Source organism: Janthinobacterium sp. GW456P, assembly GCF_002127655.1.
GTDB lineage: Bacteria > Pseudomonadota > Gammaproteobacteria > Burkholderiales > Burkholderiaceae_D > Janthinobacterium.
This window is the reverse complement of sequence record NZ_NEHB01000014.1, coordinates 64,683-91,482: the sequence shown is the minus strand read 5'-3', so window position 1 is coordinate 91,482 and position 26,800 is coordinate 64,683. Positions and strand designations below refer to the sequence as shown.

General features: G+C 62.7%; 28 protein-coding genes. 5 read left to right on the top strand and 23 right to left on the bottom strand.

From position 1 onward, the window contains the following. Positions 1 to 264: 264 nt before the first annotated feature. Positions 265 to 1,350 carry a uroporphyrinogen decarboxylase gene (hemE, locus tag CBW66_RS15340; RefSeq protein WP_086137486.1) on the bottom strand — a complete coding sequence of 362 codons (1,086 nt, stop codon included), beginning with the start codon at positions 1,348 to 1,350 and terminating at the stop codon, positions 265 to 267. A 200-nt stretch (positions 1,351 to 1,550) separates the two neighbouring features. Between hemE and CBW66_RS15335 the strand changes: the two genes are divergently transcribed. The 5 genes from CBW66_RS15335 (at position 1,551) to CBW66_RS15315 (ending at position 10,835) form a co-directional block, all read left to right on the top strand. Further along, the gene (locus CBW66_RS15335) at positions 1,551 to 3,494 is read left to right on the top strand and encodes a prolyl oligopeptidase family serine peptidase (RefSeq protein WP_086137485.1); all 1,944 of its coding nucleotides are present in this window, start codon (positions 1,551 to 1,553) and stop codon (positions 3,492 to 3,494) included. Next, entirely contained in the window at positions 3,491 to 7,672 is a 4,182-nt protein-coding gene (locus tag CBW66_RS15330) for a DEAD/DEAH box helicase (RefSeq protein WP_086137484.1), read from the top strand. Before CBW66_RS15335 ends, CBW66_RS15330 begins: the two co-directional genes overlap by 4 nt. 69 nt (positions 7,673 to 7,741) lie before the next feature. Next, complete coding sequence (locus CBW66_RS15325) at positions 7,742 to 8,230, top strand: hypothetical protein (RefSeq protein ID WP_086137483.1); 489 nt, start codon at positions 7,742 to 7,744, stop codon at positions 8,228 to 8,230. Between the two features lie 171 nt (positions 8,231 to 8,401). After that, entirely contained in the window at positions 8,402 to 10,261 is a 1,860-nt protein-coding gene (locus tag CBW66_RS15320) for a DUF885 domain-containing protein (RefSeq protein ID WP_086137633.1), read from the top strand. Between the two features lie 172 nt (positions 10,262 to 10,433). Beyond that, complete coding sequence (locus tag CBW66_RS15315; RefSeq protein ID WP_086137482.1) at positions 10,434 to 10,835, top strand: hypothetical protein; 402 nt, start codon at positions 10,434 to 10,436, stop codon at positions 10,833 to 10,835. 74 nt (positions 10,836 to 10,909) lie between these two features. Here CBW66_RS15315 and tatC read toward each other — a convergent pair whose 3' ends face one another. The 22 genes from tatC to mlaD form a co-directional block, all read right to left on the bottom strand. Further along, positions 10,910 to 11,665 carry a twin-arginine translocase subunit TatC gene (gene tatC, locus CBW66_RS15310; protein WP_086137481.1) on the bottom strand — a complete coding sequence of 252 codons (756 nt, stop codon included), beginning with the start codon at positions 11,663 to 11,665 and terminating at the stop codon, positions 10,910 to 10,912. Continuing rightward, entirely contained in the window at positions 11,662 to 12,195 is a 534-nt protein-coding gene (gene tatB / locus CBW66_RS15305) for a Sec-independent protein translocase protein TatB (protein ID WP_086137480.1), read from the bottom strand. The genes tatC and tatB overlap by 4 nt, the downstream gene beginning before the upstream one ends. 48 nt (positions 12,196 to 12,243) lie before the next feature. After that, on the bottom strand, positions 12,244 to 12,480 hold the full coding sequence (gene tatA / locus CBW66_RS15300) for a Sec-independent protein translocase subunit TatA (RefSeq protein ID WP_046683197.1): 237 nt from the start codon (positions 12,478 to 12,480) through the stop codon (positions 12,244 to 12,246). A gap of 80 nt (positions 12,481 to 12,560) precedes the next feature. Beyond that, positions 12,561 to 12,932 carry a histidine triad nucleotide-binding protein gene (locus CBW66_RS15295; RefSeq protein ID WP_086137479.1) on the bottom strand — a complete coding sequence of 124 codons (372 nt, stop codon included), beginning with the start codon at positions 12,930 to 12,932 and terminating at the stop codon, positions 12,561 to 12,563. A gap of 16 nt (positions 12,933 to 12,948) precedes the next feature. Beyond that, positions 12,949 to 13,320: a phosphoribosyl-ATP diphosphatase gene (locus tag CBW66_RS15290; protein ID WP_034753849.1), complete on the bottom strand. Its 372-nt coding sequence runs from the start codon at positions 13,318 to 13,320 to the stop codon at positions 12,949 to 12,951. After that, positions 13,317 to 13,754: a phosphoribosyl-AMP cyclohydrolase gene (gene hisI, locus CBW66_RS15285; protein WP_070219635.1), complete on the bottom strand. Its 438-nt coding sequence runs from the start codon at positions 13,752 to 13,754 to the stop codon at positions 13,317 to 13,319. Before hisI ends, CBW66_RS15290 begins: the two co-directional genes overlap by 4 nt. Positions 13,755 to 13,788: 34 nt before the next feature. After that, entirely contained in the window at positions 13,789 to 14,550 is a 762-nt protein-coding gene (gene hisF / locus CBW66_RS15280; protein WP_034753845.1) for an imidazole glycerol phosphate synthase subunit HisF, read from the bottom strand. Between the two features lie 59 nt (positions 14,551 to 14,609). After that, positions 14,610 to 15,383, bottom strand: coding sequence for a 1-(5-phosphoribosyl)-5-[(5-phosphoribosylamino)methylideneamino]imidazole-4-carboxamide isomerase (hisA, locus tag CBW66_RS15275; protein ID WP_086137478.1), 774 nt, complete (start codon positions 15,381 to 15,383; stop codon positions 14,610 to 14,612). A gap of 55 nt (positions 15,384 to 15,438) precedes the next feature. Continuing rightward, positions 15,439 to 16,077, bottom strand: a complete 639-nt coding sequence (gene hisH, locus CBW66_RS15270) for an imidazole glycerol phosphate synthase subunit HisH (RefSeq protein ID WP_086137477.1) — start codon at positions 16,075 to 16,077, stop codon at positions 15,439 to 15,441. Between the two features lie 38 nt (positions 16,078 to 16,115). Next, the gene (gene hisB / locus CBW66_RS15265) at positions 16,116 to 16,706 is read right to left on the bottom strand and encodes an imidazoleglycerol-phosphate dehydratase HisB (RefSeq protein ID WP_010402123.1); all 591 of its coding nucleotides are present in this window, start codon (positions 16,704 to 16,706) and stop codon (positions 16,116 to 16,118) included. Positions 16,707 to 16,725: 19 nt separating this feature from the next. Further along, positions 16,726 to 17,820, bottom strand: coding sequence for a histidinol-phosphate transaminase (gene hisC / locus CBW66_RS15260; RefSeq protein WP_086137476.1), 1,095 nt, complete (start codon positions 17,818 to 17,820; stop codon positions 16,726 to 16,728). A gap of 31 nt (positions 17,821 to 17,851) precedes the next feature. Next, positions 17,852 to 18,781: a site-specific DNA-methyltransferase gene (locus tag CBW66_RS15255; protein ID WP_086137475.1), complete on the bottom strand. Its 930-nt coding sequence runs from the start codon at positions 18,779 to 18,781 to the stop codon at positions 17,852 to 17,854. Further along, on the bottom strand, positions 18,778 to 20,103 hold the full coding sequence (gene hisD / locus CBW66_RS15250; protein WP_086137474.1) for a histidinol dehydrogenase: 1,326 nt from the start codon (positions 20,101 to 20,103) through the stop codon (positions 18,778 to 18,780). The genes CBW66_RS15255 and hisD overlap by 4 nt, the downstream gene beginning before the upstream one ends. A gap of 29 nt (positions 20,104 to 20,132) precedes the next feature. Next, the gene (gene hisG, locus CBW66_RS15245) at positions 20,133 to 20,813 is read right to left on the bottom strand and encodes an ATP phosphoribosyltransferase (RefSeq protein ID WP_086137473.1); all 681 of its coding nucleotides are present in this window, start codon (positions 20,811 to 20,813) and stop codon (positions 20,133 to 20,135) included. 20 nt (positions 20,814 to 20,833) lie between these two features. Beyond that, complete coding sequence (murA, locus tag CBW66_RS15240) at positions 20,834 to 22,084, bottom strand: UDP-N-acetylglucosamine 1-carboxyvinyltransferase (protein WP_086137472.1); 1,251 nt, start codon at positions 22,082 to 22,084, stop codon at positions 20,834 to 20,836. A 4-nt stretch (positions 22,085 to 22,088) separates the two neighbouring features. Further along, positions 22,089 to 22,325, bottom strand: coding sequence for a BolA family protein (locus CBW66_RS15235; protein ID WP_034753824.1), 237 nt, complete (start codon positions 22,323 to 22,325; stop codon positions 22,089 to 22,091). A 70-nt stretch (positions 22,326 to 22,395) separates the two neighbouring features. Continuing rightward, positions 22,396 to 23,157 (bottom strand): ABC transporter permease, encoded by a 762-nt coding sequence (locus CBW66_RS15230; RefSeq protein ID WP_076569463.1) that lies wholly within the window; start codon positions 23,155 to 23,157, stop codon positions 22,396 to 22,398. Then, positions 23,154 to 24,071, bottom strand: coding sequence for an ABC transporter ATP-binding protein (locus CBW66_RS15225; protein WP_086137471.1), 918 nt, complete (start codon positions 24,069 to 24,071; stop codon positions 23,154 to 23,156). Before CBW66_RS15225 ends, CBW66_RS15230 begins: the two co-directional genes overlap by 4 nt. A 211-nt stretch (positions 24,072 to 24,282) precedes the next feature. Further along, complete coding sequence (locus CBW66_RS15220; RefSeq protein ID WP_034780949.1) at positions 24,283 to 24,630, bottom strand: lipid asymmetry maintenance protein MlaB; 348 nt, start codon at positions 24,628 to 24,630, stop codon at positions 24,283 to 24,285. A 52-nt stretch (positions 24,631 to 24,682) separates the two neighbouring features. Next, complete coding sequence (locus tag CBW66_RS15215; protein WP_086137470.1) at positions 24,683 to 25,318, bottom strand: phospholipid-binding protein MlaC; 636 nt, start codon at positions 25,316 to 25,318, stop codon at positions 24,683 to 24,685. 71 nt (positions 25,319 to 25,389) lie between these two features. Continuing rightward, on the bottom strand, positions 25,390 to 26,271 hold the full coding sequence (locus tag CBW66_RS15210; protein WP_086137469.1) for a VacJ family lipoprotein: 882 nt from the start codon (positions 26,269 to 26,271) through the stop codon (positions 25,390 to 25,392). Next, the gene (gene mlaD / locus CBW66_RS15205) at positions 26,268 to 26,738 is read right to left on the bottom strand and encodes an outer membrane lipid asymmetry maintenance protein MlaD (RefSeq protein WP_086137468.1); all 471 of its coding nucleotides are present in this window, start codon (positions 26,736 to 26,738) and stop codon (positions 26,268 to 26,270) included. The genes CBW66_RS15210 and mlaD overlap by 4 nt, the downstream gene beginning before the upstream one ends. Positions 26,739 to 26,800 lie beyond the last annotated feature (62 nt).

Below are 26,800 nucleotides of genomic sequence, written 5' to 3'. Positions count from 1 at the left end.
TGGACAATGAAGGAATAAGGCAAGCGGACGAAAGAATAACCTTATCAATAGCAACAAAGTCCGCTAGTCAATGAATTTTTTATTCCTTAATAATCAAACACTTGCAAATCGCCCCCGGGCATGGCTTTTACACTGCCTGTTATTTCCGCAGTAAAAAAAATTGTGCATAAGTCGCTATGTCTTGCTAAGGCCCAGCAAAGAAAAAGGCAGGCTTCCGTTGGAAAGCCTGCCTTTTCTGCCCCTGCGCCAGGGGAAAACGACGACTTACTGGCCGCTGCGCATGGCGCGGCTCATGCTGTGCACGGCTTCCACCATGGCTGCCACGGATTCCGGCGGCGTGAACTGGGAAATGCCATGACCCAGGTTGAACACGTGGCCCGTGCCTGCCGACGGCGCACCGAAGGCGCCCAGCACTTTCGCCACTTCGGCGCGGATCTGCTCGGGGCTGGCGAACAGGATGGCGGGGTCGAGATTGCCCTGCAAGCCCACTTTATGTCCGACCAGCTGGCGCGCGCGCGTCAGGTTGACGGTCCAGTCCAGGCCCACGGCATCGGCGCCGATGTCGGCGATCTGCTCGATCCACTGGCCGCCGCCCTTGGTAAACACGATGGCGGGAATCTTGACGCCATCCTTGTCGCGTTTCAGCTGCGCCACCACTTGCTGCATGTAGGCCAGCGAGAATTCCTGATAGGCGCCGTCGGCCAGCGCACCGCCCCAGGAATCGAAGATCATCACGGCTTGCGCGCCGGCATCGATCTGCGCATTCAGGTATTGCGCCACGGAGGTGGCGTTGATCGCCAGGATGTGGTGCATCAGGTCCGGGCGGTTGTACAGCATCTTCTTGATGGTATGGAACTCTTTCGAGCCGCCGCCTTCCACCATGTAGCAGGCCAGGGTCCACGGGCTGCCGGAAAAACCGATCAGCGGCACGCGGCCATTGAGTTCCGTGCGGATTTGCGTGACGGCCTTGAAAACGTAGTCGAGCGACGCCAGGTCCGGCACTTGCAAGGCCTTCACGTCCTGCTCCGTGCGCAGCGGGCGCTCGAACTTCGGCCCTTCGCCATCGGCGAAATACAGGCCCAGGCCCATGGCGTCGGGCACCGTCAGGATGTCGGAAAACAGGATGGCCGCGTCGAGCGGGAAGCGCTCCAGGGGCTGCAAGGTGACTTCCGTCGCGTAATCGGGATTCTTCGCCAGGCCCAGGAAGGAGCCGGCCCGCTCGCGCGTGGCGCGGTATTCGGGCAGGTAGCGGCCCGCCTGGCGCATCAGCCAGACGGGAGTGTGCTCGGTCGGCTGGCGCAGCAGGGCGCGCAGGAAAGTGTCATTCTGGAGCGGAGCAAATTGTGGCATGGCAGGCAATCGAGCTTGGGGAAGCGGTATTATCGCATCCAATCGCTGCCATTTCATTGATTCCGGTGCCGCTTTGCAGCATTTGCCACGCACAGCGATGACTTTCGTTGTGCCAGCCCTTCCATTATGATGATGCACGCCGCCGCGCTGCCTGACGCCGCCTGGAGGCCCCCTTCTTTCCACCACGACACGGAGCCCGCATGACCTCGACCGCATCTTGCACCCCTTATGGCATCTGGCCATCGCCGATCAGCGCAGCCATCGTCGCCGCCGGCGCCTCGCCGCTGACGCAGCTGGCCCTGGGCGGGGCGGATGGCGCCGACGTGTACTGGCTGGCCGGACGCGCCAGCGAGGCGGGCCGCAACACCCTGCTGCGCCAGCGCGGCGCGCGGGTCGATGAACTGACGCCAGCGCCGTTCAATGTGCGCACGCGCGTGCATGAATACGGCGGCGGCGCGTATGCGGTTGCCGGCGATACCGTGTATTTCTCGCATTTCGCCGACAATTGCCTGTACCGCGTGGCTGGCGACGCCACGCCCGTAGCATTCACCACGGGCGGCAATACGCGCCATGCGGACTTCGTCGTCGATGCGGCCCGGTCCCGCCTGATCGCCGTGCGCGAACAGCATCCGGCGGAGGGCCACGCGCATCCGGAAAACTGCCTGGCCGGCGTCGGCTTCGACGGGCGCGAAACGGTGCTGGCGCGCGGTCACGATTTTTATGCGGCGCCGCGTTTGTCGCCGGACGGCAGCCAGCTGGCCTGGATCAGCTGGGACCACCCGCGCCTGCCGTGGCAAGGCACGGAACTGTGGCTGGCCGACGTGCAGGCGGACGGCAGCCTCGGTTCGCCGCGCCTGATCGCCGGCGGCGCACGCGAGTCGATTTGCCAGCCGGAATGGTCGCCGAAGGGCTTGCTGCACTTTGTTTCCGACAGCAGCGGCTGGTGGAATCTGTACCGCCTGCACGGCGCCGACATCGAGGCGCTGTGCCCGATGGAAGCGGAATTCGCCACGCCGCACTGGACCTTCGGCGGCAGCATGTACGGTTTTCTGTCCGACGACGAGATCGTCTGCACGTATATCCAGGCCGGCATCAGCTATCTGGCGCAATTGAACGTGGCGGCAGCCAAGCTGGAGCCGATCCCGCACCCGTACCAGGAAATCCGCGAACTGCGCGTGGGCCCCGGCTTCGTCGCGCTGCTGGGCGGCAGCCCCACCATCGCACTGGAGCTGGCGCGCATCGATTTGGCTAACCATGAGCTGGAAGTGCTGGCGCAGTCGATCGCACACCTGCCCGCGCTCGACTACCTGTCCGTGCCGCGCAGCTTGAGCTTTCCAAGTAGCAACGGCCGCACGGCCTACGCCTTCTTTTATCCGCCGAAAAACGACGACGTGCAGGCGCCGGCGGGAACATTACCTCCCGTCATCGTCATCAGCCATGGCGGCCCCACCAGCATGGCCAGCAATACCTTGAAACTGGCGACACAATACTGGACCAGCCGCGGCATCGGCGTGCTCGACGTCAACTACGGCGGCAGCAGCGGTTTCGGCCGCGAATACCGCGACGCGCTGCGCGGGCAATGGGGCATCGTCGACGTGGAAGACTGCATCGCCGGCGCCCGTTACCTGGCCGCCAACGGCCTGGCCGACCCCGAGCGCCTGATCGTGCGCGGCGGCAGCGCCGGCGGCCTGACAACCCTGTGCGCGCTGACCTTCCACGACGTCTTCAAGGCGGGCGCCAGCTACTATGGCGTATCCGATCTGAAGGGCCTGGACGACGATTCGCACAAATTCGAATCGCGCTATACCGACTACCTGATCGCCTCGCAGCCGCAAGCCGAAGCGCTGTACCGCGAGCGTTCGCCCATCCACCACACGGATAAACTGTCGCGCCCGATGATCTTCTTCCAGGGCCTCGATGACAAGGTGGTGCCGCCGCAGCAGTCACAGCTGATGGTCGATGCCCTGCAGGTGCGCGGCGTACCCGTCGCGTATGTGCCGCTCGAAGGCGAGGGCCACGGCTTCCGCAAGGCGGAAAACATCGTGCGCACGCTGGAAGCGGAACTGTATTTCTACCAGCGCGTGTTCGGCCTGCCCGTGGCGGCCGGCGAGCCGCCCGTGCATATCGCCAACTTGCCCGCATGAGCGAACAGAATGTAGATCAACCTCTGCTGGACGAGTTCGCCGCCCTGGAACAGCACGAACGGATGATCCTGGCCTTGCTGGCGATCGCGGGCGAGCCGGTGGGCAAGCATGCCGTGTATGAACACTTGCAGCGCGCCAATGTCGTCGAGCCCGACGGCACGCCGTTTTCCCTGCTGACGGTGACCAACATGCTGCAACGGCTGACGCGTCTGGCGCTGGCCAGCGAGGTGGTGGGACGGGGCTTTGCCTGTGAAACCAGGCTGCGCTGGCCCGCCATGCGCGCCGCCATCGAGCACCTGACATTCCGCGACCTGTGCCAGGCCATCGAGCTGATCAATCCCGTGCGGCGCAACTGGGATGGCTATGTGGAATTGCGCAGTTACCGGCAAGGCGTGGCGCGCCTGCGCATCGCCCTCTTGCGCAATGACGAGGTGCGCCACGTGGCCGCCATCCTGGCCGCCTGCATGGCGTGCTATGAAGCGCAGCAGCTGCACCCGCTGATCGAGATTTTCGGCCGGCCGTTCGAGCCGGAAATGCTGTCTTTCGTCATGCCGCAACTGCAGGACGACATCCTCGCCGTGCTGCTGGGCAACGCCCCGCGCGAACCGGCCACGGCGCACGCCATCCGCACCTACGCGCGCGCCCACCACGCGCGCCAGACGGCGGCCGGCGACCATATCGGCGCCGCCCTGCCGCTGGCCCTGGCCGAAGACGCCCTGCTGTGCGGCGAACTCGACGCGGCCGCGCGCTACCTGACGGGCCAGCAGGGGCCACAGGCGCTGTTTGTCGACAGCAGCATCGCCCTGTTACGCGGCGAACATGCGCACGCCGTGGCGGGCTTTGAAACGGCCTTGAAAGGGTTGCGCAAGGAAACAGGCAAGCGCAAGCTGTGCTTCACGGGCATCGGCGGCCACCTGTACGTGCTCGCTCTGCTGCGCGGCAACGACGCCAAGCAGCTGAAAACCGCGGAGACCTACCTCGATATCGCGCTGCACGCGCAACCGAACCACGACAGCATCGTCTACCAGCAACTCAATACCTTGCGCCTGGTGCGCGCCGGCGTGCTGCAAGCCGATGCGATCCCCACGCGCAGCTGGGAAACGGGACTGCAGGCGCAGCTGTTTCAGGGCTTGCTGTACTACTGGCTGGCGCTGCCGCAATTGAGCGAACGCAAGGACCAGCTGCGAGCGCTGGTGCGGCAAGCGGACGCGGCCGGCTACGACCTGATCGCGGCGCAGGCGGCCGGCTTGCTGGGCCTGATGGGCGAGCCGCAGCAGGAGCGCTATGCCACGGCCAAACGCGCGCAACACGGCTTGACGGACATGGCGCCGTGGTTCGAGCGCCAGGAAGCGTGGCAGCGCCAGCTGAGCGCCCTGATCAACCTGCAGCAGAACGCCCCCGCCGAAGCCATCGGCAGCGTCTCGCGCCTCGTGTGGCTGGTGGCGTTCGACCCGCGCTTTGGCTTGACGGCAGTGGAAGTGCGCGAGCAGAAACGCGACGCGCGGGGCGGCTGGAGCAAGGGCCGCGCCATGGGGCTCAAGCGCCTGGCCGAAGAGGCGGGCGACATCGATTTCCTCACGCCGCAAGACGCGCGCGCGGCGGGCAGCATCGCGCCGTTCAAACAATATTATTCGTCGGCACCGCGCTATGAGGTGGAGCTGGACAAGGCCGCCGTGCTGCTGGTGGGCCACCCGCTCGTCTTCTGGCTCGACCACCCCGAGACGCGCGTGGAACTGATCGCCGGCGCACCCGAGCTCCTGATCAAGTCGCACGAGGGGCAACTGTGGCTGGGCATGCAGCCGCCGCTGCCCGACAGCGGCAGCAATGTCGTGGTGCAGCGCGAGACGCCGACGCGCTTGCGCGTGGTGCACATCCTCGACGAACACCGGCGCATCGGCGCCATCGTGGGCCTGGGCCTGTCCGTGCCGCTGCACGCGGAAAAACAGGTCATGCAAGCCATCGGCGCCATCTCGTCCATGGTTACCGTGCAGTCCGATATCGGCGGCGGCGCCGGCGACGCGGAAGCGATCACGGCCGACCACCGCCTGCACGTGCATTTGCTGCCCTACCAGCAGGGCTTGAAAATGCAGATTCTGGTCCGCCCGCTGCTCGACAACGGGGCCTATTACGCACCGGGCAGCGGCGCCGAAAGCGTGTTTGCCGATGTGGCGGGCCGGGCCGTACAGGCGCGGCGCGACCTGAATGCGGAACGCGAAGCGCAGCGCCAGCTGATCGGAAAATGCCTGGTGCTGGAAGAGGCGCAAGAAGAGCATGGCGAATGGCTGCTGGGCCAGCCAGCGCTGGGCCTGCAGCTGCTGGTGGAGCTGCAGGCGCTCGATCCCGCCGGCATGGTATTGGCCTGGCCCGAAGGCGAAACCATGCGCGTGTCAAAACGCATCGATAGCGGCCAGATGCGCCTGAACATCAAGAGCGAAAAAGACTGGTTTGCCGCCAGCGGCGAAGTGCAGATCGACGAAGACAAGGTCATGGATTTGCGCGCCCTGCTCGACTTGATGCAGAACAATAAAAGCCGCTTCGTGGCCCTGGGCGACAACCAGTTCCTGGCGCTCAGCGACGAATTGCACCGCCGCCTGTCGGAACTGGCCGCGTATGGCGAGGCGAATGCCGATGGCGTGCACATTCACCCGCTGGCCGCCTTCGCGCTGGAAGAGCTGGCCAGCGATGCGGGCGGCGTGAAGGCCGACAAACTGTGGCGCGAACACTTGCTGCGCCTGCGCGCCCTCGACGATTATCAACCGCAGCTGCCCAGCACCCTGCAAGCCGACTTGCGCGACTACCAGCTGGCCGGTTTTACCTGGCTGGCGCGTCTGGCGCATTGGGGCGTGGGCGCCTGCCTGGCCGACGACATGGGACTCGGCAAGACCTTGCAGGCGCTGGCGCTGATACTGGCGCGTGCACCGAACGGCCCGACCCTCGTCGTGGCGCCCACCTCCGTGTGCATGAACTGGATCAGCGAAGCGCAGCGCTTCGCGCCGACCTTGAAAGTAAAACTGTTCGGCAGCGGCGACCGGGCCGATATGCTCGACACCCTGCAGCCGTTCGACGTGGTGGTGGCCAGCTATGGCTTGCTGCAGCAGGAAGCGGCGCTGTTTGCCGGCGTGCGCTGGCATACGATCGTGCTCGACGAAGCGCAGGCGATCAAGAATGGCGCCACCAAGCGCTCGCAAGCCGTGATGGCCCTGCAAGGCGACTTCCGCATGGTGGCCAGCGGCACGCCGCTGGAAAACCACCTGGGCGAACTGTGGAATCTGTTCCGTTTTATTAACCCCGGTTTGCTGGGCACCCTCGACCAGTTCAATCTGCGTTTTGCGGGACCGATCGAAAAGGACCAGGACAAGCGGGCGGCGGCCGGCGCGCGCCTGCGGCTGCGCCGCCTGATTGCGCCGTTCATCCTGCGCCGCACGAAGACGCAAGTGCTGTCGGAATTGCCGTCACGCACGGAAATCGTGCTGGAAGTGGAATTGTCGCCGCAGGAAACGGCACTGTACGAATCCTTGCGCCGCGAAGCACTGGAAAAGCTGGCCATGGTGGAAGGGCCGGCCTCGAAAAAGGCCATCCAGATCCTGGCCGAAATCATGAAGCTGCGCCGCGCCTGCTGCAATCCGCAGCTGGTGGCGCCGGAACTGGGCCTGGCCAGCAGCAAGCTGGCCGCCTTCGCCGAGCTGCTGTCGGGCTTGCTGRAAAACCGCCACAAGGTGCTCGTCTTCAGCCAGTTCGTCGACCATTTGACCCTGATCCGCAAGCATCTGGAGCAGCATGGCGTGGCCTATCAATATCTCGATGGCGCCACGCCGATGCAGGAGCGCAAGCGCCGCGTCGATGCCTTCCAGGCCGGCGATGGCGATGTATTCCTCATCAGCCTGAAAGCGGGCGGCATGGGCATCAACTTGACGGCGGCCGACTACGTGATCCACATGGACCCGTGGTGGAACCCGGCCGTGGAAGACCAGGCCTCGGACCGCGCCCACCGCATGGGGCAATTGCGCCCCGTCACCATCTACCGTCTGGTGGCGAAACACACGATCGAGGAAGGCATCGTCGAATTGCACCAGCACAAGCGCGACCTGGCCGACAGTCTACTGGAAGGCAGCGACGCGGCCGCGCGCATGTCGGCCAATGACATGCTGGGCATGCTGCAGGAAGGGTTGAAGCGATGAGCTTTAAAAAATGAACGGGGAAGCCGCGTTCCATGCGATGATCGTTTTTCCCCGTTTTTATGCCACGCCATGACCGACTATATCGCCACCAGCGCCGGCCAGCGCGCCACCTTTTTGTGCGGCAAATCCTGGACCGCCTACGTCAGCACCTTCATCATCGCCGTGCTGCTGTTTTTTGCCGCCCTGCCGCTGGCCTTCAAGTACAACGCGCGCGCCGCCTTCGTGGTGCTGATCGGCTCGGCGCTGATCGTCGGCTACCGCCTGCTGACGATCCGCAGCTATCAGCTGTACTACGACGAGACGGGCGTGTGGCTGGCGTCTGGTATCTTGCCGTGGAAAAAGAAACTGACGGGCGTCAAATGGCGCGACATGGATGAAGCCGTCTATGAAACGAACTTCTGGAGCTGGCTGTTCCAATCCTATACGGTAAGAGTCCGCCAGCGCTACACGCAAGAAACGGAAATCCACGCCACCGGCATGGCGCGCGGCAAGGATGCCGTGGCGGCTATCAATGCGCGCCACCAGGACATGCTGCGCGGCAGCGCCATCGTCGTCTGACACCGCGCGCGTTCCCGGCGCAAAAAACTGCGCAGCGGCGGCAATTAATGCTAATCTTTGGGCCGCCCAGCAAAGCAAGGCCAACCTTTCAATAGTTGTTTGTTACTTATATTATCAGTTTATTATTTTCTGATATCGACAAACAGCAAAATATTCAAGAGATAAACTATGCTGATAAAAAATAAAGTTGCGCTCGCCGCATTGATGATGGCTTTTACCCTGACACCGGCCAGCGCCGCCAATAAACCGCAGAAGCAAGGCAAGGCCGGCACCAGCAGCAGCAAGAAAAAAACCGTCGCCAAGAAAGCAGCCGTCGTCACGGCGGCCACGGCAGCCACGGTCGCGGCCGTCGCCAGCGAGAACAGCAGCGACCGCTCCATGAATAACCTCAGCGGCCAGTTCCTCACCGCCCTGTGGCGCCTGGACCCGGAAAGCGCGATTTCGGTCGGCAAGTATGATGGCGCCGCCAACCTGAGCATTCCCGACGCGGCCAGCCGCCAGAAGCAACTGGCCTTCATCGAAGAATGGCTGGGCAAGTTCGGCAAGCTGAATGCGAGTAAGATGTCAGACAAGCAACGTACCGACCTGGCCTTGCTGACGAATAAACTGCAATCGGACCGCTGGTATCTGACCACCTTCCGCGAATTCGAATGGAATCCTGCCCAGTATAACGTGGCCGGCTCCATCGATTTCATCCTGAACACGGAATACGCCTCGCAGCCGCAGCGCCTGCGCACCTTGCTCAAGCGCATCGCCAGCGTGCCGCAATACTATGCGGCCGCGCGCGCCAGTATCCATCAGCCCACGCGCGAACACACGCAGCTGGCCATCGCCCAGAGCGCCGGCGTGCTCAGCGTGCTTGACGACCTGAACAAGACGGCCCAGGGCTCCATCCTGACGCCGACGGAAAAACAGCTGTACAACGCCCGCATCGCCGCGGCCCGCACGGCCGTGCAAGGCTATGCGGCCTGGCTGACGGAACAGGACACTGCGCTGGCGCAGAACGGCAATGCGCGCTCCTTCCGCATCGGCAAGGATTTATATGAACAGAAATTCGCCTACGATATCCAGGCCAGCGTCAGCGCCGAGCAGATGTACCAGAAGGCCCTGGCCGCGCGCGAAAAGCTGCTCGAGCACATGGATAGCCTGTCCGACGAGCTGTGGGTAAAAACCATGGGCAGCACGGCCAAGCCGGCGGACCGCACGGCAAAGATCGGCATGGTGATCGACAAGCTGTCCAGCAACCACGTGGCGCCCGCCAATTTCGTGCCGGAAATCCGCCGCCAGATACCGGAATTGCAGGAATGGGTGACCAGCCACAATCTGCTGACGATGGACCCGAAAAAGCCCCTGGTCGTGCGTGAAACGCCCGCCTACCAGCGCGGCGTGGCCGGCGCCAGCATCGAGGCGCCCGGCCCCTACCGCCCGCAGGACCGCACGTATTACAACGTGACGCCGCTCGACGGCGAAACGCCGGAACAGGCGGAAAGCAGCTTGCGCGAGTACAACCACTGGATCTTGCAGATCCTGAACATCCACGAAGCCATTCCCGGCCATTACACGCAGCTCGTGTACGCGAATAAATCGCCGTCGCTGGTGAAATCGATCTTCGGCAATGGCGCCATGATCGAAGGCTGGGCCGTGTATGGCGAGCGCATGATGCTCGAATCGGGCTATGGCAACAACGCGCCGGAAATGTGGCTGATGTATTCGAAATGGAACTTGCGCAGCGTCACCAACACCATCCTCGACTACAGCGTGCACGTGCTGGGCATGACGGAAGCACAGGCGCTCGACCTGCTGACGCGCCAGGCCTTCCAGACCCAGCGTGAAGCAACGGAAAAATGGCGCCGCGTGCAGCTGAGCTCGGTGCAACTGACCAGCTACTTCAGCGGCTACAGCGAAATCATGGACTTGCGCGAACAGCGCAAGCAAGCGTTGGGCAACAAGTTCGTGCTGAAGGATTTCCACGAGCAATTCCTCAGCTACGGCAGCGCGCCTGTCAAAGTCATCAAGGAATTGATGAATTAAGCGGCGCTCGCCGTCAGCTTGCAAAGGGCGCAGCGGCGCCCTTTTTGCATGCGTTTGCGCCGCCGCAAACCAGCGGCTGCCCTGTCCATTAAGCTGACGGGAAGGCAGGCGCCACCGCACTCCTCACTGGCAATTGCCGATTTTCCTGCTAGGCTGGATATCAGGAGCGTCCATGCATATGCCCATCCAGTTCGACACCCTCGATTACGCCAAACGCCTCGCCTCGGCGGGCGTGCCCACCCAACAGGCGGAAGCGCATGCCACGGCCTTGGGCGAAGTACTGGGCTCTGCCGTGGTGGTGCATGGCGAGCTGGCGGCGCTGGAGCGCAATCTGATGGGAGAAATCAAGCTGGTGTCGCAAAACGTCGATACCAAGGTCGGCGCCCTGGAGGTGAAAATCGATGGGCTGGAGCTCAGGCTCGACACTAAAATAGACGCCCTGGAGCAAAAATTCGACGCCCGCCGGGAACGCATGGACCTGCGCCAGGGCGCCGACATGAAACACATGTACTGGATGATGAGCACCTTGATCCTGCTCAACCTGGGCATCCTCAGCAAGCTGATGCTGCAGTAAGCGCCCACGCACAATGAAAAAGCCGCTGCTCCCGGAAAAGGTCAGCGGCTTTTGTCTGCGCCTGTGGCTGCCGTCTAGGACGCCTCTTCCGGCGCCTGGGTGACCTTGACGAAGATGGGCGCCACCAGCAAGCCCAGTTCGAACAACAGGCACATCGGGATGGCCAGCGAGAACTGGCTGACCACGTCCGGCGGCGTGACGATGGCGGCAATGACGAAGGCGCCGACGATGATGTAGGGGCGCACTTCCTTGAGTTTCGCGATGGAAACCAGCCCCATGCGCACGAGGATCACCACCACGACGGGCACTTCGAACGTGGCGCCAAAGGCCAGGCACATCGACATGACGAAATCGAGGTAGTTTTCGATATCCGGCGTCACCGCGATCGACGACGGCGAAAAGTCGCTGATGAAGTGAAACACGCGGCCAAACACAAAGAAATAGCAAAAGGCCACGCCGGCCATGAACAGCAGCGACGAGGAGATAACCAGCGGCGCGATCAAACGCTTTTCATGCGTGTACAGGCCGGGCGCGATAAACGCCCACATCTGGTACAGCACCCAGGGCAAGGCGACGATGAAGGCGATCACCAGGGTCACTTTCATCGGCACGAGGAAGGGCGAGATGACGCCGGTGGCGATCATTTTCGAGCCGGCCGGCAGCGAGGCGATCATCGGCGCGGCAATGAAATCGTAGATATGCGAAGGGCCGGGCCAGTAAAACAGCACGGCGCAGACGACGGCGATGCCGATCGAGGCCTTGACCAGGCGGTTGCGCAGCTCGACCAGATGCGAGATAAAAGTTTCTTCCACCGGGGATTTGTTACTCATGAGTAAAAGGAGGAGGAACTGGCGCGCGGACGGAAACGCGCCACGCGGGCGGCCGCCGATTGCACGTGCTGCTTGCCGCCATGGCGCTGTTTGTACCAGCCAGGGATGGCGGAATTGCGCACCAGCTTCTTGCGGCGAAATTCGCGCGCCTTGCGGGCCAGGTCATCGTTGGTGGCGCGCAGCATGGCTTCATGGGCGTCGTGATGCCCCTCATACGCACTGGAATCGCCGCGCCAGGCGTTTTCCACCTCGGCCAGGTTGCCGGAGATCGAATTTTCCACGCCATGCATGGATTTCTCGACGCTTTGCTGGACGGAATGGGCCGCCTCCTGCACTTCTTTCTGCAGGTTTTTCAGCTCTTCCATTTCAATTTCGCGCGAGACTTCGGATTTCACCTGGTTCAGGTAGCGTTGCGCGCGGCCGTACAGGGTACCGGCCATGCGCGCCACTCTCGGCAACTTTTCAGGGCCGATGACTATCAACGCAACCACGCCGATGATGGCGATTTTAGAGAGACCGAGATCGATCATAAGCGGACAAGGGCTGTTACCGGACGAGGCAAGCGCCCCGCCACGCTATCAGGACTTGCTTTTCTCTTTCGTCTCGACGTCGATGGTGCTTTTGTCGGCCACTTGCGATGGCGCAGCAGGAGGGGTATTGGCTGCCGGCGCGTCATCGTCGCCCTTGACGCCATCCTTGAAGCCTTTGACGGCCTTGCCGATATCACCGCCGATATTGCCCAGTTTCTTGGTGCCGAAGACCAGCATCACAATGACCAGAACGATCACCCAGTGCCAAATACTCAATGAACCCATCACATTCTCCTTGCGGGACGGTGCCCGAATAGCGTCAACCAATGCCGGTAGTATACACGTGAACCCGGCGCGCGGCGAAATCAGTGCTGGCCGCGCCAGGGACGGGGACCGCCGTACACATGCATGTGCAGGTGATACACCTCTTGCCCGCCGTTCGGGCCGCTGTTGATCATGGTCTTGAAGCCGCCGGCAGGCGTGCCCTCGGCGTCATACGTGACGGCGCAGCCGAACTCGGCGGCGAGTTTCGGCGCCAGGCGCAGCAGCTTGCCCAGTATTTCCGTATGGCTATCGTCGCAATCGGACAGGCTGGCCACGTGGCGCTTCGGGATCAGCAGCAGATGCACGGGGGCGGCCGGATTGATGTCCTTGAAGGCCAGCAAGTCGTCATCCTCATACACGATGGTCGAGGGAATTTGTTTTGCAGCAATCTTGCAGAAAATACAGTTATCCACGCGTTCTCCGGTCAGGTCAGTGTTTGTCTGTTTCGCCAGCGTCGCGCAGCTCATCCTTGCGCGCCGCCTTTTCTTCCAGGCCGGACAAGCCTTCGCGGCGCGCCAGCTCGTCAAGCACCTGCTGCGGCGTCAGGTCGAACTGCGCCAGCATCACCAGCGAGTGAAACCACAGGTCGGCGCATTCGTACAGGACCTTCGACGGATCGTTGTCGCGGCGCGCATCCTTGGCGGCCATCACCGTTTCCGTCGCTTCCTCGCCGATTTTTTTCAAGATCGCATCATCGCCCTTGGCAAACAGGCGCGCGACATACGAGGTGGCGGGGTCGCCGCCGTTGGCCAGCTTGCGCGATTCGATCACGGCGGCCAGACGCTTCAGGGTTTCACTCATTTGCTCTTGCTTTCCGCGTAAATCGTCTCAGGGTCTTTCAGGACGGGGTCGGTGATCTGCCATTCGCCTGTTTTCTCGTCGCCTTCGAACTTCTGGAAGAAGCACGAATGGCGGCCCGTATGGCAGGCGATGCCGCCGGCTTGCTCGATTTTCAGCAAGACCACGTCTTCGTCGCAATCGAGGCGGATTTCCAGCACCTTTTGCGTGTGGCCCGACTCTTCGCCCTTGTGCCACAGTTTCTTGCGCGAGCGGCTCCAGTACACGGCTTCGCCCAGCTCCACCGTGCGCGCCAGCGCATCGCGGTTCATCCAGGCGAACATCAGCACGTCATTGCTGCCCGCTTCCTGCGCGATCACGGGCACGAGGCCGTGCTCGTCCCATTTGACCTTCTTGAGCCACTTGGCATTGCTTGCTACGATGGTTCCGTTCTGCATGTTCTTCTATCCCGCTGATATTGACTGCTTGTCTTTACGCCAGGCGCATGGGGATGCCCTGCTGCGCCATGAAACGCTTGGCTTCCTGCACCGTGTGCTGGCCATAGTGGAAGATGCTGGCGGCCAGCACGGCGTCCGCGCGGCCCACCTTGATGCCATCGACCAGGTCTTGCAAGCCGCCCACGCCGCCCGAGGCGATCACGGGAATGCTGACGGCGTCGGACACGCCGCGCGTCAGCCCCAGGTCGAAGCCCACCTTGGTGCCGTCGCGGTCCATGCTGGTGAGCAAGATTTCACCGGCGCCCAGGCTTTCCATTTTACGCGCCCATTCGAACGCGTCCAGGCCCGTGGCCGTGCGTCCGCCATGGGTAAACACTTCCCACTTGCCGGGCGACACCTGCTTGGCGTCGATGGCGACGACGATGCATTGCGAGCCGTGCTTTTGCGATGCCTCGTACACCAGCTGGGGATTCGTCACGGCCGAGGTGTTGATGCTGACCTTGTCGGCGCCCGCGTTGAGCAGCCGGCGCACGTCTTCCACCACGCGCACGCCGCCGCCGACGGTCAGCGGAATGAACACTTGCGAGGCGACGGCTTCGATGATGTCGAAGATCAGGCCGCGGTTGTCGCTCGAGGCGGTAATGTCGAGGAAAGTGATTTCATCGGCGCCCTGCTCGTCATAGCGGCGGGCGATTTCCACGGGGTCGCCGGCGTCGCGCAATTCCGTGAAATTGACGCCTTTGACGACGCGGCCATTGGTCACGTCGAGGCAGGGGATGATACGTTTTGCAAGCATGATGGTATCCAGATTGTCGCTCGGCCGGGCATGCACGCGCGCGCCCCGGCCGGGCAGGCTTAAACGGCGGCGTCGGTCAGTTCGTCGGCGCGTTCCTGCGCCTGCGCCAGGTCGATCGTGCCTTCATAGATGGAGCGGCCGCAGATCACGCCTTCGATGCCTTCGGCCTGGACCGCGCACAGCGCTTCCACGTCGCCGATGTTGTGCAGGCCGCCCGAGGCGATGACGGGGATCTTGACGGCTTGCGCCAGCTTGACGGTGGCTTCGATATTGATGCCGCCCATCATGCCGTCTCGGCCGATGTCCGTGTAGATGATAGCTTCGACGCCGTAGGCTTCGAATTTCTTCGCCAGGTCGATCACTTCGTGGCCCGACATCTTGCTCCAGCCATCCGTTGCCACTTTGCCATCCTTGGCATCAAGGCCGACGATGATGTGGCCCGGGAAGGCGCCGCAGGCGTCGTGCAGGAAGCCGGGGCTTTTCACGGCCGCCGTGCCGATGATGATGTAGGTGATGCCCGCGTCGAGGTAGCGCTCGATGGTGTCGAGGTCGCGGATGCCGCCGCCCAGCTGCACGGGGATTTCCTCGATGTCGTTTTCCACAGCGAAATCTTGCACGGCCTTCAGGATGGCTTTCACGGCACCTTCGTTCTTCGGCTTGCCGGCAAAAGCGCCGTTCAGGTCGACCAGATGCAGCCGGCGCGCGCCTTGCATCAGCCAATGGCGGGCCATCTCGGCCGGGTCTTCGGAAAATACGGTGGCAAGTTCCATATCGCCTTGTTTCAGGCGTACGCAGTGACCGTCTTTCAGGTCGATGGCGGGAATGAGCAGCATGGTCAGTGTGATTTAAAAGTGAGTGAGAGGCGGAAAAAAAGCCGGAAAGCCAACGTTAAGGTTGCCAGTGAACGAAGTTCTTGTACAGCTGCAAGCCAGCGGCAGCACTTTTTTCAGGGTGAAACTGTGTCGCGAAAATATTATCACGGGCGACGGCGCAGGCGAACGGCGCGCCATAGACAGTCTCGCCCACCGTGTGCGCCGCCTCTTGAGGTTGAGCAAAATAACTGTGCACAAAGTAAAAATACGCGTTGTCGGCGATGCCATCCCACATGACATGGGACGCCGTTTGCCGCACTTGGTTCCAGCCCATTTGCGGCACCTTGAAGCGCGAGCCGTCTTCCTGCACCTGGCCGTCGAGCTGGAAGCGCACGACTTGGCCTGGCATCAAGCCCAAGCCGGCCGCGTCGCCCTCTTCGCTGCCGTCGAACAGCATTTGCTCGCCGATGCACACGCCCAGCACGGGCTTGCTGTCGGCGGCGCGCAGCAGCGCCTCCAATACGCCCGATTCGCGCAGGCTGCGCATGCAGTCGGGCATGGCGCCCTGGCCCGGCAGGACGATGCGGTCGGCGCTGTCGATGTCTTGCGCCAATCCCGAAATGCGCACGTCGGCTTCCGGCGCCACGGCACGCAAGGCTTGCGCCACCGAGCGCAAATTGCCCATGCCGTAATCCACCACCACAATTTTATTCATGTTTGATCCCGGAATCTACAGTATAGCGAGAGCGGCGCTTACAGGCTGCCCTTGGTCGATGGAATGATGCCGGCGGCGCGCTCGTCGAGCTCGGCAGCCATGCGCAGCGCGCGGCCAAAGGCCTTGAACACGGTTTCGCACTGATGGTGGGCATTCGTGCCGCGCAAGTTATCGATATGCAAAGTCACGCCCGCATGGTTGACGAAGCCGCGGAAAAATTCCAGGGTCAGGTCGACGTCGAAGCCGGCGATCATGGCGCGCGTAAACGGGATGTGGTATTCGATGCCAGGGCGGCCCGAGAAATCGAGCACCACGCGCGACAGCGCCTCGTCCAGCGGCACATACGCGTGGCCGTAGCGGCGGATGCCCTTCTTGTCGCCGATGGCCTTGGCCACCGCCATGCCCAGGGTGATGCCCACGTCTTCCACCGTATGGTGGTTGTCGATATGCACGTCGCCCGTCGCTTCGATATCGAGGTCGATCAAGCCGTGGCGGGCGATCTGGTCCAGCATATGGTCGAGGAAGGGCACGCCGGTATTGAGCTTTTGCTGGCCCGTGCCGTCCAGGTTGAGGGCGACGCGAACTTGCGTCTCATTGGTGTTGCGCGTGATTTCTGCGGTGCGGTTCATGGGAGGCTCTGGCGATAGGCTAAACGAGGGATGCCTTGAAGGCATCGTAAAAAAGGGCATTGTCTTCCGGGGTACTGACGCTGATGCGCAGGCAATTGGCCAGCGCAGCATGCATTTTACTCATATTTTTAATTAAAACCCTGCGGGCAAGCAGTTTTGCGCAAACATCGTCGGAATCCGCCACACGAATCAGAAGAAAATTTGCCTTCGAAGGGAAGACCGTCACGCCCGGCAGCGCCGCCAGGCGCCGTGCCAGGTCGTCGCGCGCGCTGTTGAGCAGATCCGCCTGCGCATTGAGCACGTCGAGGTGCTCGAGCGCGAATTCGGCCGCCGCCTGCGTCAGCACATTCACGTTATACGGCGGACGCACTTTCTCGAATTGCGCCAGCAGGGCCGGCGCGGCCGACATGTAGCCGAGGCGGATGCCGGCCAGGCCCAGTTTCGACACGGTGCGCATCACCACCAGGTTATCGAATTCGGGCAGGCGGCCCATGAAGCTGTGCTGCGCGAACGGCTCGTACGCCTCGTCGACGACGGCGATGCCCGTGTCGCCCAGGGCGGCAAGGATGCGTTCGATGTCGGCGCTGGCAAACAGGTTGCCCGTCGGGTTGTTCGGATAGGCGAGGAAAACCAGCGCCGGGCGGTGCGCTGCGATGGCCGCCAGCATGGCCGGCATATCCAGGCTGAAGTCAGCCTGCAGGGGCACGCCGACGAAATCCATGCCCGCGAACTGCGCCGAGCGCGCATACATGACGAAGGCCGGCACGGGCGCCAGCAGCACGGCGCGCTGGCCCGGCTCCTGACGGGCGCAGGCCATGGCCAGGATGGAAATGAGTTCATCGGAGCCGTTGCCCAGCATGACGTCGTAGCCGGCTGGCACGCCCAGATTGGCGCAGATGGCTTGCTGCAGGCTGGCGTACGATGGCGGATAACGGTTCAGCGCGACGCCGGCCAGGCGCGCGCCCAGCTCCTCGCGCAGCTGCGGCGGCAGCGGATACGGGTTTTCCATCGCATCGAGTTTGATGTAGCCGCCGGCATCGGCGACCTGGTAGCTTTTGACGGCCCGCACATCGGAGCGCACGGTGTTGCTGATTAACTGATCGAGGAAAGACATGCTGCAAACACTCCTGATGGAATTGGGGAGACTAAATGACGACGTCTTCCGGCACGCCGGCGCTGCGCGCCTTGCGGGCCGGCGCTTTTTTCACGGCGGCCGTTTTTTTGGTAGCCGCCGTTTTTTTGGCGGCCGCCGGCTTTTTCGCCGCCTTGGCGGGCTTGGCCGCGGGCGGTGCTGCCAGCTCCTGCGTGAGGGCCGCCAGGCGCTGTTCGATGATGGCGCAGTAGTCGGGATTGAGTTCAAAGCCGACGAAATCGCGCCCGCAGCGCTTGGCCGCCAGCGCCGTGGTGCCGCTGCCCATGAACAGGTCGAGCACCACGCCGCCGGGCGGGCACGAAGCCTTGACCATGCGCTCGATGATTTCGAGCGGCTTTTGCGTCGGGTGGTCGGCCCGTTCCGGGTGTTCCTTGTGCAGGCGCGACACGCTCCACAAGTCTTTCGGGTTGTAGCCCACTTCCAGCCATTTCGCGCCGATGAAAATCGAGCGCGAACGGGCTTTCTTGGTGGCCGCGTCGTAGGCGATGCGCACCGCGTCAAGGTCGAAGTAGTAATCCTTGCGCTTGACGAAGAAGCCGATGGTGTCGTGCACCGATGAAAAGCTGCGCACGCTGCCGCCCATGGACGGCACGCGGCGGTCCCAGATGATTTCATTCATCATCGCCATGCGCTGTTTCAGCATGACGAAGATCTCCGGCGAATAGCGCCAGGTCAAAAAGATATACAGGCTGCCGTTGGCTTTGAGCTTGGGCAGCGCCGCATCGATCCACTGTTCCGTCCAGCGCAAGTAGTCGGCCACCGACTGCTGGTCCGAGGCATTGCCGTAATCCTTGCCCAGGTTGTACGGCGGATCCGTCAGGATCAGGTCCACCGAACCATCGGGAATGCGCGCCAGCCCCGCCAGCGCGTCTTCGCAATAGACCCGGTTGACCCAGTCCGGCCGCTCCGCCAACTTCGTCATGGCTGCGGCTTCAGACGCAGTTCGGCGCTGCGCGCGTGCGCCTGCAAGCCTTCGCCATACGCCAGCGTGGCGGCAACACGGCCCAGGGTTTGCGCGCCCGCTTCGCTGACGTGGATGATGGACGAGCGCTTCTGGAAGTCGTACACGCCCAGCGGCGACGAAAAGCGCGCCGTACGCGAGGTCGGCAGCACGTGATTGGGACCGCAGCAATAGTCGCCCAGCGATTCGGACGAGAAGCGGCCCAGGAACATGGCGCCCGCGTGGCGGATCTGCTCGGCCCACTGCTGTGGGTTGTCCGCCGAGATTTCCAGGTGCTCGGCCGCGATGGCATTGGCGATCTCGCACGCCTCGGCCATGCTGCGCACCTTGATCAGCGCGCCACGGTCGGCCAGCGAAGTGCTGATGGTGGCCTGGCGCGGCATCGTCGGCAGCAGCTTGGCGATGCTCTCTTCCACCTTGGCGATATAGTCCGCGTCGGGGCACAGCAGGATGGCTTGCGCCAGCTCGTCGTGCTCGGCCTGCGAAAACAGGTCCATCGCGACCCAGTCGGGGTCCGTCGTGCCGTCGCACAGCACCAGGATTTCGGACGGCCCGGCGATCATGTCGATGCCGACGATGCCGAACACGCGGCGCTTGGCGGCGGCCACGTAGGCGTTGCCGGGGCCGACGATTTTATCGACGGCGGCGATGGTCTGCGTGCCGTAGGCCAGCGCGCCGACGGCTTGCGCGCCGCCGATGGTGATCACGCGCGTCACGCCCGCGATCGCGGCGGCGGCCAGCACCATCTGGTTTTTCACGCCATCGGGCGTCGGCACCACCATGATGATTTCGCCCACGCCGGCCACGTGCGCGGGAATGGCGTTCATCAGCACCGACGACGGATAAGCGGCCTTGCCGCCCGGGACGTAGATGCCGACCCGGTCCAGCGGCGTGATCTTTTGCCCCAGCACCGTGCCATCGGGCTCGGTGTAAGTAAAACCGCGCAATTCCTCGCGCTGGCGTTCGTGGAAGGCGCGGATGCGCTGCGCGGCGATCTGCAGCGCCTCGCGCTGGGCCGACGGCAGGCCGTTCAGGGCCGCCTGCAATTCGGCTTGCGAAATATCGAAGGCCGCCATTTCCGCCGCGCCGCCATGCGGAATGCGGTCGAAACGGTTGGTGTATTCCAGCACGGCGGCGTCGCCGCGCGTTTTCACATCGGCCAGGATTTTCGCGACCGACGTTTCAATCGCTGCATCGGTGCCCGCCTCGAACGCCAGCAAGGTGTCGAGCGATTGTTGGAAACCTTCCTGGCTTGAATCGAGCTTGCGTATCTGTATCGGCATAATCGGCTTTCTGCTACTGAATGTGTTGTCTAGGCTTGCGAAGCAGTTTGCGAGGCGCGTTCAAACGCCTCGATGATCGGCTGCAAGCGCTCGCGCTTGAGCTTGAGCGCAGCCTGGTTGACCACCAGGCGCGACGAAATTTCCATGATGTGCTCGACCTCGACGAGGTTGTTCGCGCGCAGGGTGCTGCCCGTGCTGACCAGGTCGACGATGGCGTCGGACAGGCCGACCAAAGGCGCCAGCTCCATCGAACCATACAGCTTGATCAGGTCGACGTGCACGCCCTTGGCGGCGAAGTGCTCGCGCGCCGTGTGCACGAACTTGGTGGCCACGCGCAGGCGCGCGCCCTGGTGCACGGCCTTTTCATAGTCAAAACCGGCTTGCACCGCCACCGACATGCGGCAGGCAGCGATATTCAGGTCGATCGGCTGGTACAGGCCTTCGCCGCCGTGCTCGAGCAAGACATCCTTGCCCGCCACGCCGAAATCGGCCGCGCCATACTGCACATAGGTCGGCACGTCGCTGGCGCGCACGATGATGACGCGCACGTTCGGATCGTTGGTGGCCAAGATCAGCTTGCGCGAGGTCTCCGGGTTTTCCAGCACCTTGATGCCGGCCGCTTCCAGCAGCGGCATGGTGTCCTCAAAAATGCGGCCTTTCGAGAGCGCCAAAATCAGCTGGGAGCTGTCACCGTTGTTCGATCCGTTCATGCTCGTTCCTTTTCTTGTTTTTACTTGATGCGCACGATGTTCGCGCCGACGGCCGACAATTTCACTTCCATGCGGTCGTAGCCGCGGTCGAGGTGATAGATGCGGTCGATCAGGGTTTCGCCATCGGCGGCCAGGGCCGCGATCACCAGCGAGGCCGACGCGCGCAGGTCGGTCGCCATCACGGGCGCGCCGCGCAGCTGCTTGACGCCGGCGATGATGGCGGTATTGCCTTCGATGGTGATGTCGGCGCCCAGACGGTTCATTTCCTGCACGTGCATGAAGCGGTTCTCGAAGATCGTCTCGGTGACGCGGCTGGCGCCATTGGCGATCGTGTTGACAGCCATGAACTGCGCCTGCATGTCGGTCGGGAAGCCCGGGTATTCCGTGGTGCGGAAGCTGACGGGATTCGGACGGGCCGACATCTCGGCGCGGATCCAGTCGGCGCCGAAGGTCATCGTCAGGCCCATGGCGCGCAGCTTGTCGAGCGCCGCGTCGAGGATGTCCGTGCGCACATTGCGCAAGGTGATGTCACCACCGGTGGCCGCCACGGCGCACAGGAAGGTGCCCGTTTCGATGCGGTCGGCGATCACCGCGTGCGCGGCGCCGTGCAAGGACTCGACGCCCTGGATCACCAGGCGGCTGGTGCCGATGCCGTCGATCTTCGCGCCCATGGCCACCAGCAGGTGCGCCAGGTCGGTCACTTCCGGTTCGCAGGCGGCGTTTTCCAGGATGGTCTCGCCTTCGGCCAGGGTCGCGGCCATCAGCAGGTTCTCGGTGCCGGTGACGGTGATCATGTCGGTCACGATGCGCGCGCCTTTGAGCTTGGCGCACTTGGCGTAGATGTAGCCCGCTTCGATGCGGATCTCGGCGCCCAGCGCCTCGAGGCCCTTGATGTGCTGGTCGACGGGGCGCGAACCGATGGCGCAGCCGCCCGGCAAGGAGACCTTGGCTTCGCCGAAGCGCGCCAGCATGGGGCCCAGCACCAGGATCGAGGCGCGCATGGTTTTCACCAGTTCATACGGCGCTTCCAGGGTGTCGATGGCGCTGCCGTTGAGAACGACGCGGTCGCCGTCCTGCTGCACCTTCAGGCCCGTCTGGCCCAGGAGTTTGAGCATGGTGGCCACGTCGTGCAAATGCGGCACGTTCGTCAGGTTCAGGTCGCCCGCGGTCAGCAGGCCTGCGCACAGGATGGGCAAGGCGGCGTTTTTCGCGCCGGAGATGGCGATGTCGCCGTTCAGGCGGTTGCCGCCGTTGATGAGGAGCTTGTCCATGTGCTTATCCTTGGAATTCTTCAGGTGTCAGGGTTTTCATCGACAGCGCGTGGATTTCTTCGCGCATGCGGTCGCCCAGCGCCGCGTAGACGATCTGGTGGCGCTGGATCAGGCGCTTGCCGGCAAACGCGGGCGAGACGATCACGGCCTGGAAGTGCTGGCCGTCGCCCTCCACTTCGAGGTGCGTGCATTCGAGGCCGGCCGACAGGTAGCCGTGGATCAGTTCTGGAGTGGTGGTCACGATAAGTCCTTGATATTGAATAAGGTAGTAATGGGATATGCCGCCGTCAATGGCGCAATCAGTGTCGCAACTAGTGACGCAAACGATAGCCGCTTTTCAGCAGGCGGATCGACGCCAGCGCCAGGATCACGAGGAAGCCGGCGACGATGGAAAGACTGAGCCACGGGCTGACGTCGGAGGTGCCGAAGAAGCCGTAGCGGAAGCCGTCGATCATGTAAAAGAAGGGGTTCAGGTGCGACACCGTCTGCCAGAACGCGGGCAGCGAATGGATCGAATAGAACACGCCCGACAAAAAGGTGGCCGGCATGATCAAAAAGTTCTGGAAGGCGGCCAGCTGGTCGAATTTCTCGGCCCAGATGCCGGCGATCAGGCCCATGGTGCCCAGCATGGCGGCGCCGAGAAACGCGAAGATGACGATCCACAGCGGCGCGACAAACGACAGGTCGGCGAACCAGCAAGTGATGGCAAACACGCCAAAGCCCACGGCCAGGCCGCGCGCGACGGAAGCGAGTACATACGCCGAGAAGATTTCCCAGTGCGACAGGGGCGTCAATAGCACGAACACCAGGTTGCCCGTGATCTTGGACTGGATCAGCGAGGACGAGGAATTGGCAAACGCGTTTTGCAGCACGCTCATCATGACCAGGCCGGGAATCAGGAAGGCCGTATAGCTGACGCCGGGGCTCGGCTCGACGCGGCCATCTAACACATGGCCGAACACCAGCAGGTACAGCATCGACGTGAGCACGGGCGCGGCCACGGTTTGCGTTGCCACTTTCCAGAAGCGCAGCGTCTCTTTGTAGACGAGGGTGCGAAATCCTGTCGAAATCATACGGTACCTTTATCCATGATCTGCAAGAAGATATCTTCCAGGTCGGCTTGTTGCAATTGCATTTCATCGATCTCGACGCCCGCTACACGCAGGCGGGCGAGGATTTTCTCGACTTCGCTGTATTCGTTGACGCGCAGGCTGAACTTGTTCGGCGCGTGCTGTTCTTCCGGGTGCAGCACCAGGTGCTGCAGGTCGGCCGGGAGGCTGCCGTGTTTCAGGTGCAGCTGCAGCTGCGAGCCGGCGATGCGGCGGATCAGGGCCGACATGGTGTCGAGCGCCACCACCTTCCCGCTTTTCAGCATGGCGACGCGCTGGCACATGGCTTGCGCCTCTTCCAGGTAGTGGGTGGTCAGCACGACCGTGTGGCCGCCTTCGCGGTTCAGGCGCGAGATGAACTTCCACAGCGTCTGGCGCAGTTCCACGTCGACGCCGGCCGTCGGCTCATCGAGCACGATGACGGGCGGCTTGTGCACCAGCGCCTGGGCGACGAGCACGCGGCGCTTCATGCCGCCGGACAGCGCGCGCATGTTGGTGTCGGCCTTGCCGGTCAGGTCGAGGTTTTCCATGACCTCGTCGATCCACTTGTCGTTGTTCGGCAGGCCGAAATAGCCGGACTGCAGGCGCAGGGTTTCGCGCACGGTGAAAAACGGGTCGAACACGAGTTCCTGCGGCACCACGCCCAGGTTGCGGCGCGCGTTGCGGAAGTCCTTGACCACGTCGTGGCCATGGATCTTGACGGTGCCCGCGTCGGGGCGTATCAGGCCGGCGATGATGGAAATGAGGGTGGTCTTGCCGGCGCCATTGGGACCGAGCAGGCCAAAGAACTCGCCTTCTTCGATGGCCAGCGACACGCCGCCCAGCGCCTTGAGCGATTTATAGCTCTTTTCTACATTCGTGATTTGAATTGCGGTCATGTGCTTGTTTCAAGTGTAATGCGTCTGGTGTGATGCGCCAGTTGCCGGAGACATCGAGGCCGGCAGGCCGGTGCAGGGCGCCACCTTCAGGCGAGGACGGCGCAACAGTCAATTATAGTTGGAAAATTCGTGGAACACTTGGAGATCAAGCCGGCGGCGCTGCTGGCCTGCCGGCTTGAAAGCTACTGCTGATGCGGGGAGTGGGACAGGATCAATGATGATGCAGGTCGGACGGGCTGCGTTCGGCGTGGCCGCCGGCGCTGGCGCAGTCGTCGGCGCTCAAGGTGCTCGAGACGAGCGAGCAGACGCCATACAGCTTGGTGAGGTTTTTCAGGTTGTTCGGCAGGTTTTTCAGCTCCAGCACGCCGCCCGCGTCCTGCGCGGCGCGCTGCCACGTCAGCATGACGGACACGGCGGCCGAATCGACGGCCTTGACGTTGCGCAAGTCAAACTTCGTCTGACCCGAGCGGATGGCGTCCAGACCCTGCTCCAATGCCGAAGTGGCATTGTGCACGGTCAGGGAAGTCAGGGACTGCAAGGTGTCGAGAGAGTCGGGCATGGCGTCGGGCTGCGCTGGTCTGGAGCTGGGTCTGGAGCTATATGATAGCCGATTATTTGGCTTTGGCAGCGGGACGGCTGGCCAGGGCCTTGTTTTTTGCCTGCAAGGTCTTGATCAGGCCATCGATGCCACCCTTGCTGATCTCGCTGGCAAAGCTGCTTTTGTACGTTTCCACCAGCCACGCGCCCAGCACGTTGATGTCATAGATCTTCCAGCCGGCCGGGGTTTTCGCCACGCGGTAGTTCAGCGGCACGGGTTCGCCGCGCGCCACGTTCACTTGCGAGCGCACTTCCACTTCCGTGTCGGCGGGGTCGGCGCGCAGCGGCTTGAATTCCACGGTTTCGTTCTTGATCTGCGACAGGGCGCCCGAATACGTGTAGATCAGCAGGGTGCGGAATTCGCTGGACAGCTGCTTTTGCTGGTCCGGCGTGGCATCGCGCCAGAAGCGGCCGGCGGCCAGGGACGTCATGCGCTGGAAATCCACATACGGCAAGATCTTGCTTTCCACCAATTCGGTGACGCGCTTGATATCGCCGGCCTGGATGGCCTTGTCGGCCTTGGCCGTGTCGATCACGTCCTGGCTGATGCGTTTGACCAAGGCGTCCGGCGCTTCGACGGCGGGTGCGGCCTGGGCCGCGGTGGCAAAGGCGATGGTCGCCATCGCCAGCAGTTGTTTCATCAATTTCATGGTTCTACCTTTCATGGTGTTGCTATGCACCGGCTGGCGTTGATCGCAGCCGTGGTGTTCTTGTGTTCAGTTTACTCCTGGGGCCTGGCCTCGGAAGCAACGGTATTGCTACCAGATGTTACGAGGTCCGCTGGCGCCACCTCGGCGGCGGCGGTGGCCGCAGGCGCGTCATTGGCAGCTTGCGGTTTTGCCTCGTACTCCGGCTCGTAATCGCTGCTGTCGTTTTTTGGCACTTTGCGGTCGCGGCGGTCCGTATCACCGTCGAACACCTTGCTTTCGCGCGCCTGCAGGAAACCGTCGCGGATGAATTCATAGCGGTCCAGCGCGGCCGCTTCCATCAGGTTGGTCGCGTCGAGCAGCGCGGCGCGCTTGTCGACCACGCGCGTCACCGTGCCGATATTGCGTACATTGACGGGATCCTTGTAGCGCCATGGGTCGCCTGCGATGTCGAGCGGCAAGGCCACCGTGTCGCGCACGGTCGATGGGCCCAGCAGCGGCAGCATCACGTACGGCCCCGACTGGACGCCGTACCAGCCCAGGGTCTGGCCAAAGTCTTCGTTATGCTTGGGAATGCCGGCCTGCGACGCGATGTCGATCAGGCCGAGGATGCCGAAGGTCGAGTTCATGCTGACGCGCACGACGTCTTGCAAGCCCGCTTCTCCCTTGCCTTGCAGCAAGTTGTTCACGGCACTCCACACATCGGCCAGGTTGCCGAAGAAGTTGCCCACGCCTGTTTGCACGAACGACGGCGTCACCGTCTTGTAGGCCGTGGCAACGGGCTTCAGCGCCACCTGGTCGACGGTGTCGTTGAACTTGAACATGGCGCGGTTATACCCTTCCAGCGGGTCGCGCGGATTGGTGCCGGTGGCGCAGGCGCTCACGCCGGCGGCGATGGCCAGGGCCAGGCCGATACGCGCCAGGCTGCCTTGATTTTTTTTGGTCGACTCGCTCATTTGCTGTCCTTTCCTTCCGCTGCCTTGCTGTAGATGAACTGATTGATCAGGTCTTCCAGCACTGTGGCCGATTGAGTACGGGCGATCTTGTCGCCCTCTGCCAGGTTGGCCAAATCACCGCCTGCTTCCAGGCCGATATATTGCTCACCCAGCAAACCGGCCGTCAAAATCTTGGCCGAGCTGTCTTTCGGAAATTTGTAGCCATCTTCGATGTCGAGTTTCACCAGCGCCTGATACGTCTTGTCGTCAAATGTGATCTGCGCCACGCGCCCTACCACCACGCCCGCGCCCTTGACGGGTGCCTGCGGCTTGAGGCCGCCAATATTGTCGAACTTTGCCGTAATGGTATACGTCTTGCTGAAAGACAGCGAGCTCATATTGCCGGCCTTGAACGCCAGAAACATCACCGCCGCCACACCCAGCAAGACGAACAAGCCAACCCAGACATCCAAAGATTTACGTTGCATAAACAATCCTAAATAATTTTTACTTGCCGCCACCTGCGCAGTTACAGCCCAGGCCGCTAATT

Bases quoted from the DNA above. Each gene is read 5' to 3' on its own strand.
- tatC (WP_086137481.1), bottom strand. From the start codon at position 11,665: ATGAGTAACAAATCCCCGGTGGAAGAAACTTTTATCTCGCATCTGGTC.
- tatB (WP_086137480.1), bottom strand. From the start codon at position 12,195: ATGATCGATCTCGGTCTCTCTAAAATCGCCATCATCGGCGTGGTTGCG.
- CBW66_RS15290 (WP_034753849.1), bottom strand. From the start codon at position 13,320: ATGAGTGAAACCCTGAAGCGTCTGGCCGCCGTGATCGAATCGCGCAAG.
- hemE (WP_086137486.1), bottom strand. From the start codon at position 1,350: ATGCCACAATTTGCTCCGCTCCAGAATGACACTTTCCTGCGCGCCCTG.
- hisF (WP_034753845.1), bottom strand. From the start codon at position 14,550: ATGCTTGCAAAACGTATCATCCCCTGCCTCGACGTGACCAATGGCCGC.
- CBW66_RS15210 (WP_086137469.1), bottom strand. From the start codon at position 26,271: ATGAGCGAGTCGACCAAAAAAAATCAAGGCAGCCTGGCGCGTATCGGC.
- murA (WP_086137472.1), bottom strand. From the start codon at position 22,084: ATGGACAAGCTCCTCATCAACGGCGGCAACCGCCTGAACGGCGACATC.
- CBW66_RS15230 (WP_076569463.1), bottom strand. From the start codon at position 23,157: ATGATTTCGACAGGATTTCGCACCCTCGTCTACAAAGAGACGCTGCGC.
- CBW66_RS15335 (WP_086137485.1), top strand. From the start codon at position 1,551: ATGACCTCGACCGCATCTTGCACCCCTTATGGCATCTGGCCATCGCCG.
- hisH (WP_086137477.1), bottom strand. From the start codon at position 16,077: ATGAATAAAATTGTGGTGGTGGATTACGGCATGGGCAATTTGCGCTCG.
- CBW66_RS15325 (WP_086137483.1), top strand. From the start codon at position 7,742: ATGACCGACTATATCGCCACCAGCGCCGGCCAGCGCGCCACCTTTTTG.
- CBW66_RS15315 (WP_086137482.1), top strand. From the start codon at position 10,434: ATGCATATGCCCATCCAGTTCGACACCCTCGATTACGCCAAACGCCTC.
- hisC (WP_086137476.1), bottom strand. From the start codon at position 17,820: ATGTCTTTCCTCGATCAGTTAATCAGCAACACCGTGCGCTCCGATGTG.
- CBW66_RS15220 (WP_034780949.1), bottom strand. From the start codon at position 24,630: ATGCCCGACTCTCTCGACACCTTGCAGTCCCTGACTTCCCTGACCGTG.
- hisA (WP_086137478.1), bottom strand. From the start codon at position 15,383: ATGCTGCTCATTCCCGCCATCGACCTGAAAGACGGTCACTGCGTACGC.
- mlaD (WP_086137468.1), bottom strand. From the start codon at position 26,738: ATGCAACGTAAATCTTTGGATGTCTGGGTTGGCTTGTTCGTCTTGCTG.
- hisI (WP_070219635.1), bottom strand. From the start codon at position 13,754: ATGCAGAACGGAACCATCGTAGCAAGCAATGCCAAGTGGCTCAAGAAG.
- CBW66_RS15215 (WP_086137470.1), bottom strand. From the start codon at position 25,318: ATGAAATTGATGAAACAACTGCTGGCGATGGCGACCATCGCCTTTGCC.
- CBW66_RS15255 (WP_086137475.1), bottom strand. From the start codon at position 18,781: ATGACGAAGTTGGCGGAGCGGCCGGACTGGGTCAACCGGGTCTATTGC.
- CBW66_RS15225 (WP_086137471.1), bottom strand. From the start codon at position 24,071: ATGACCGCAATTCAAATCACGAATGTAGAAAAGAGCTATAAATCGCTC.
- tatA (WP_046683197.1), bottom strand. From the start codon at position 12,480: ATGGGTTCATTGAGTATTTGGCACTGGGTGATCGTTCTGGTCATTGTG.
- hisG (WP_086137473.1), bottom strand. From the start codon at position 20,813: ATGAACGGATCGAACAACGGTGACAGCTCCCAGCTGATTTTGGCGCTC.
- hisB (WP_010402123.1), bottom strand. From the start codon at position 16,706: ATGAACCGCACCGCAGAAATCACGCGCAACACCAATGAGACGCAAGTT.
- hisD (WP_086137474.1), bottom strand. From the start codon at position 20,103: ATGCCGATACAGATACGCAAGCTCGATTCAAGCCAGGAAGGTTTCCAA.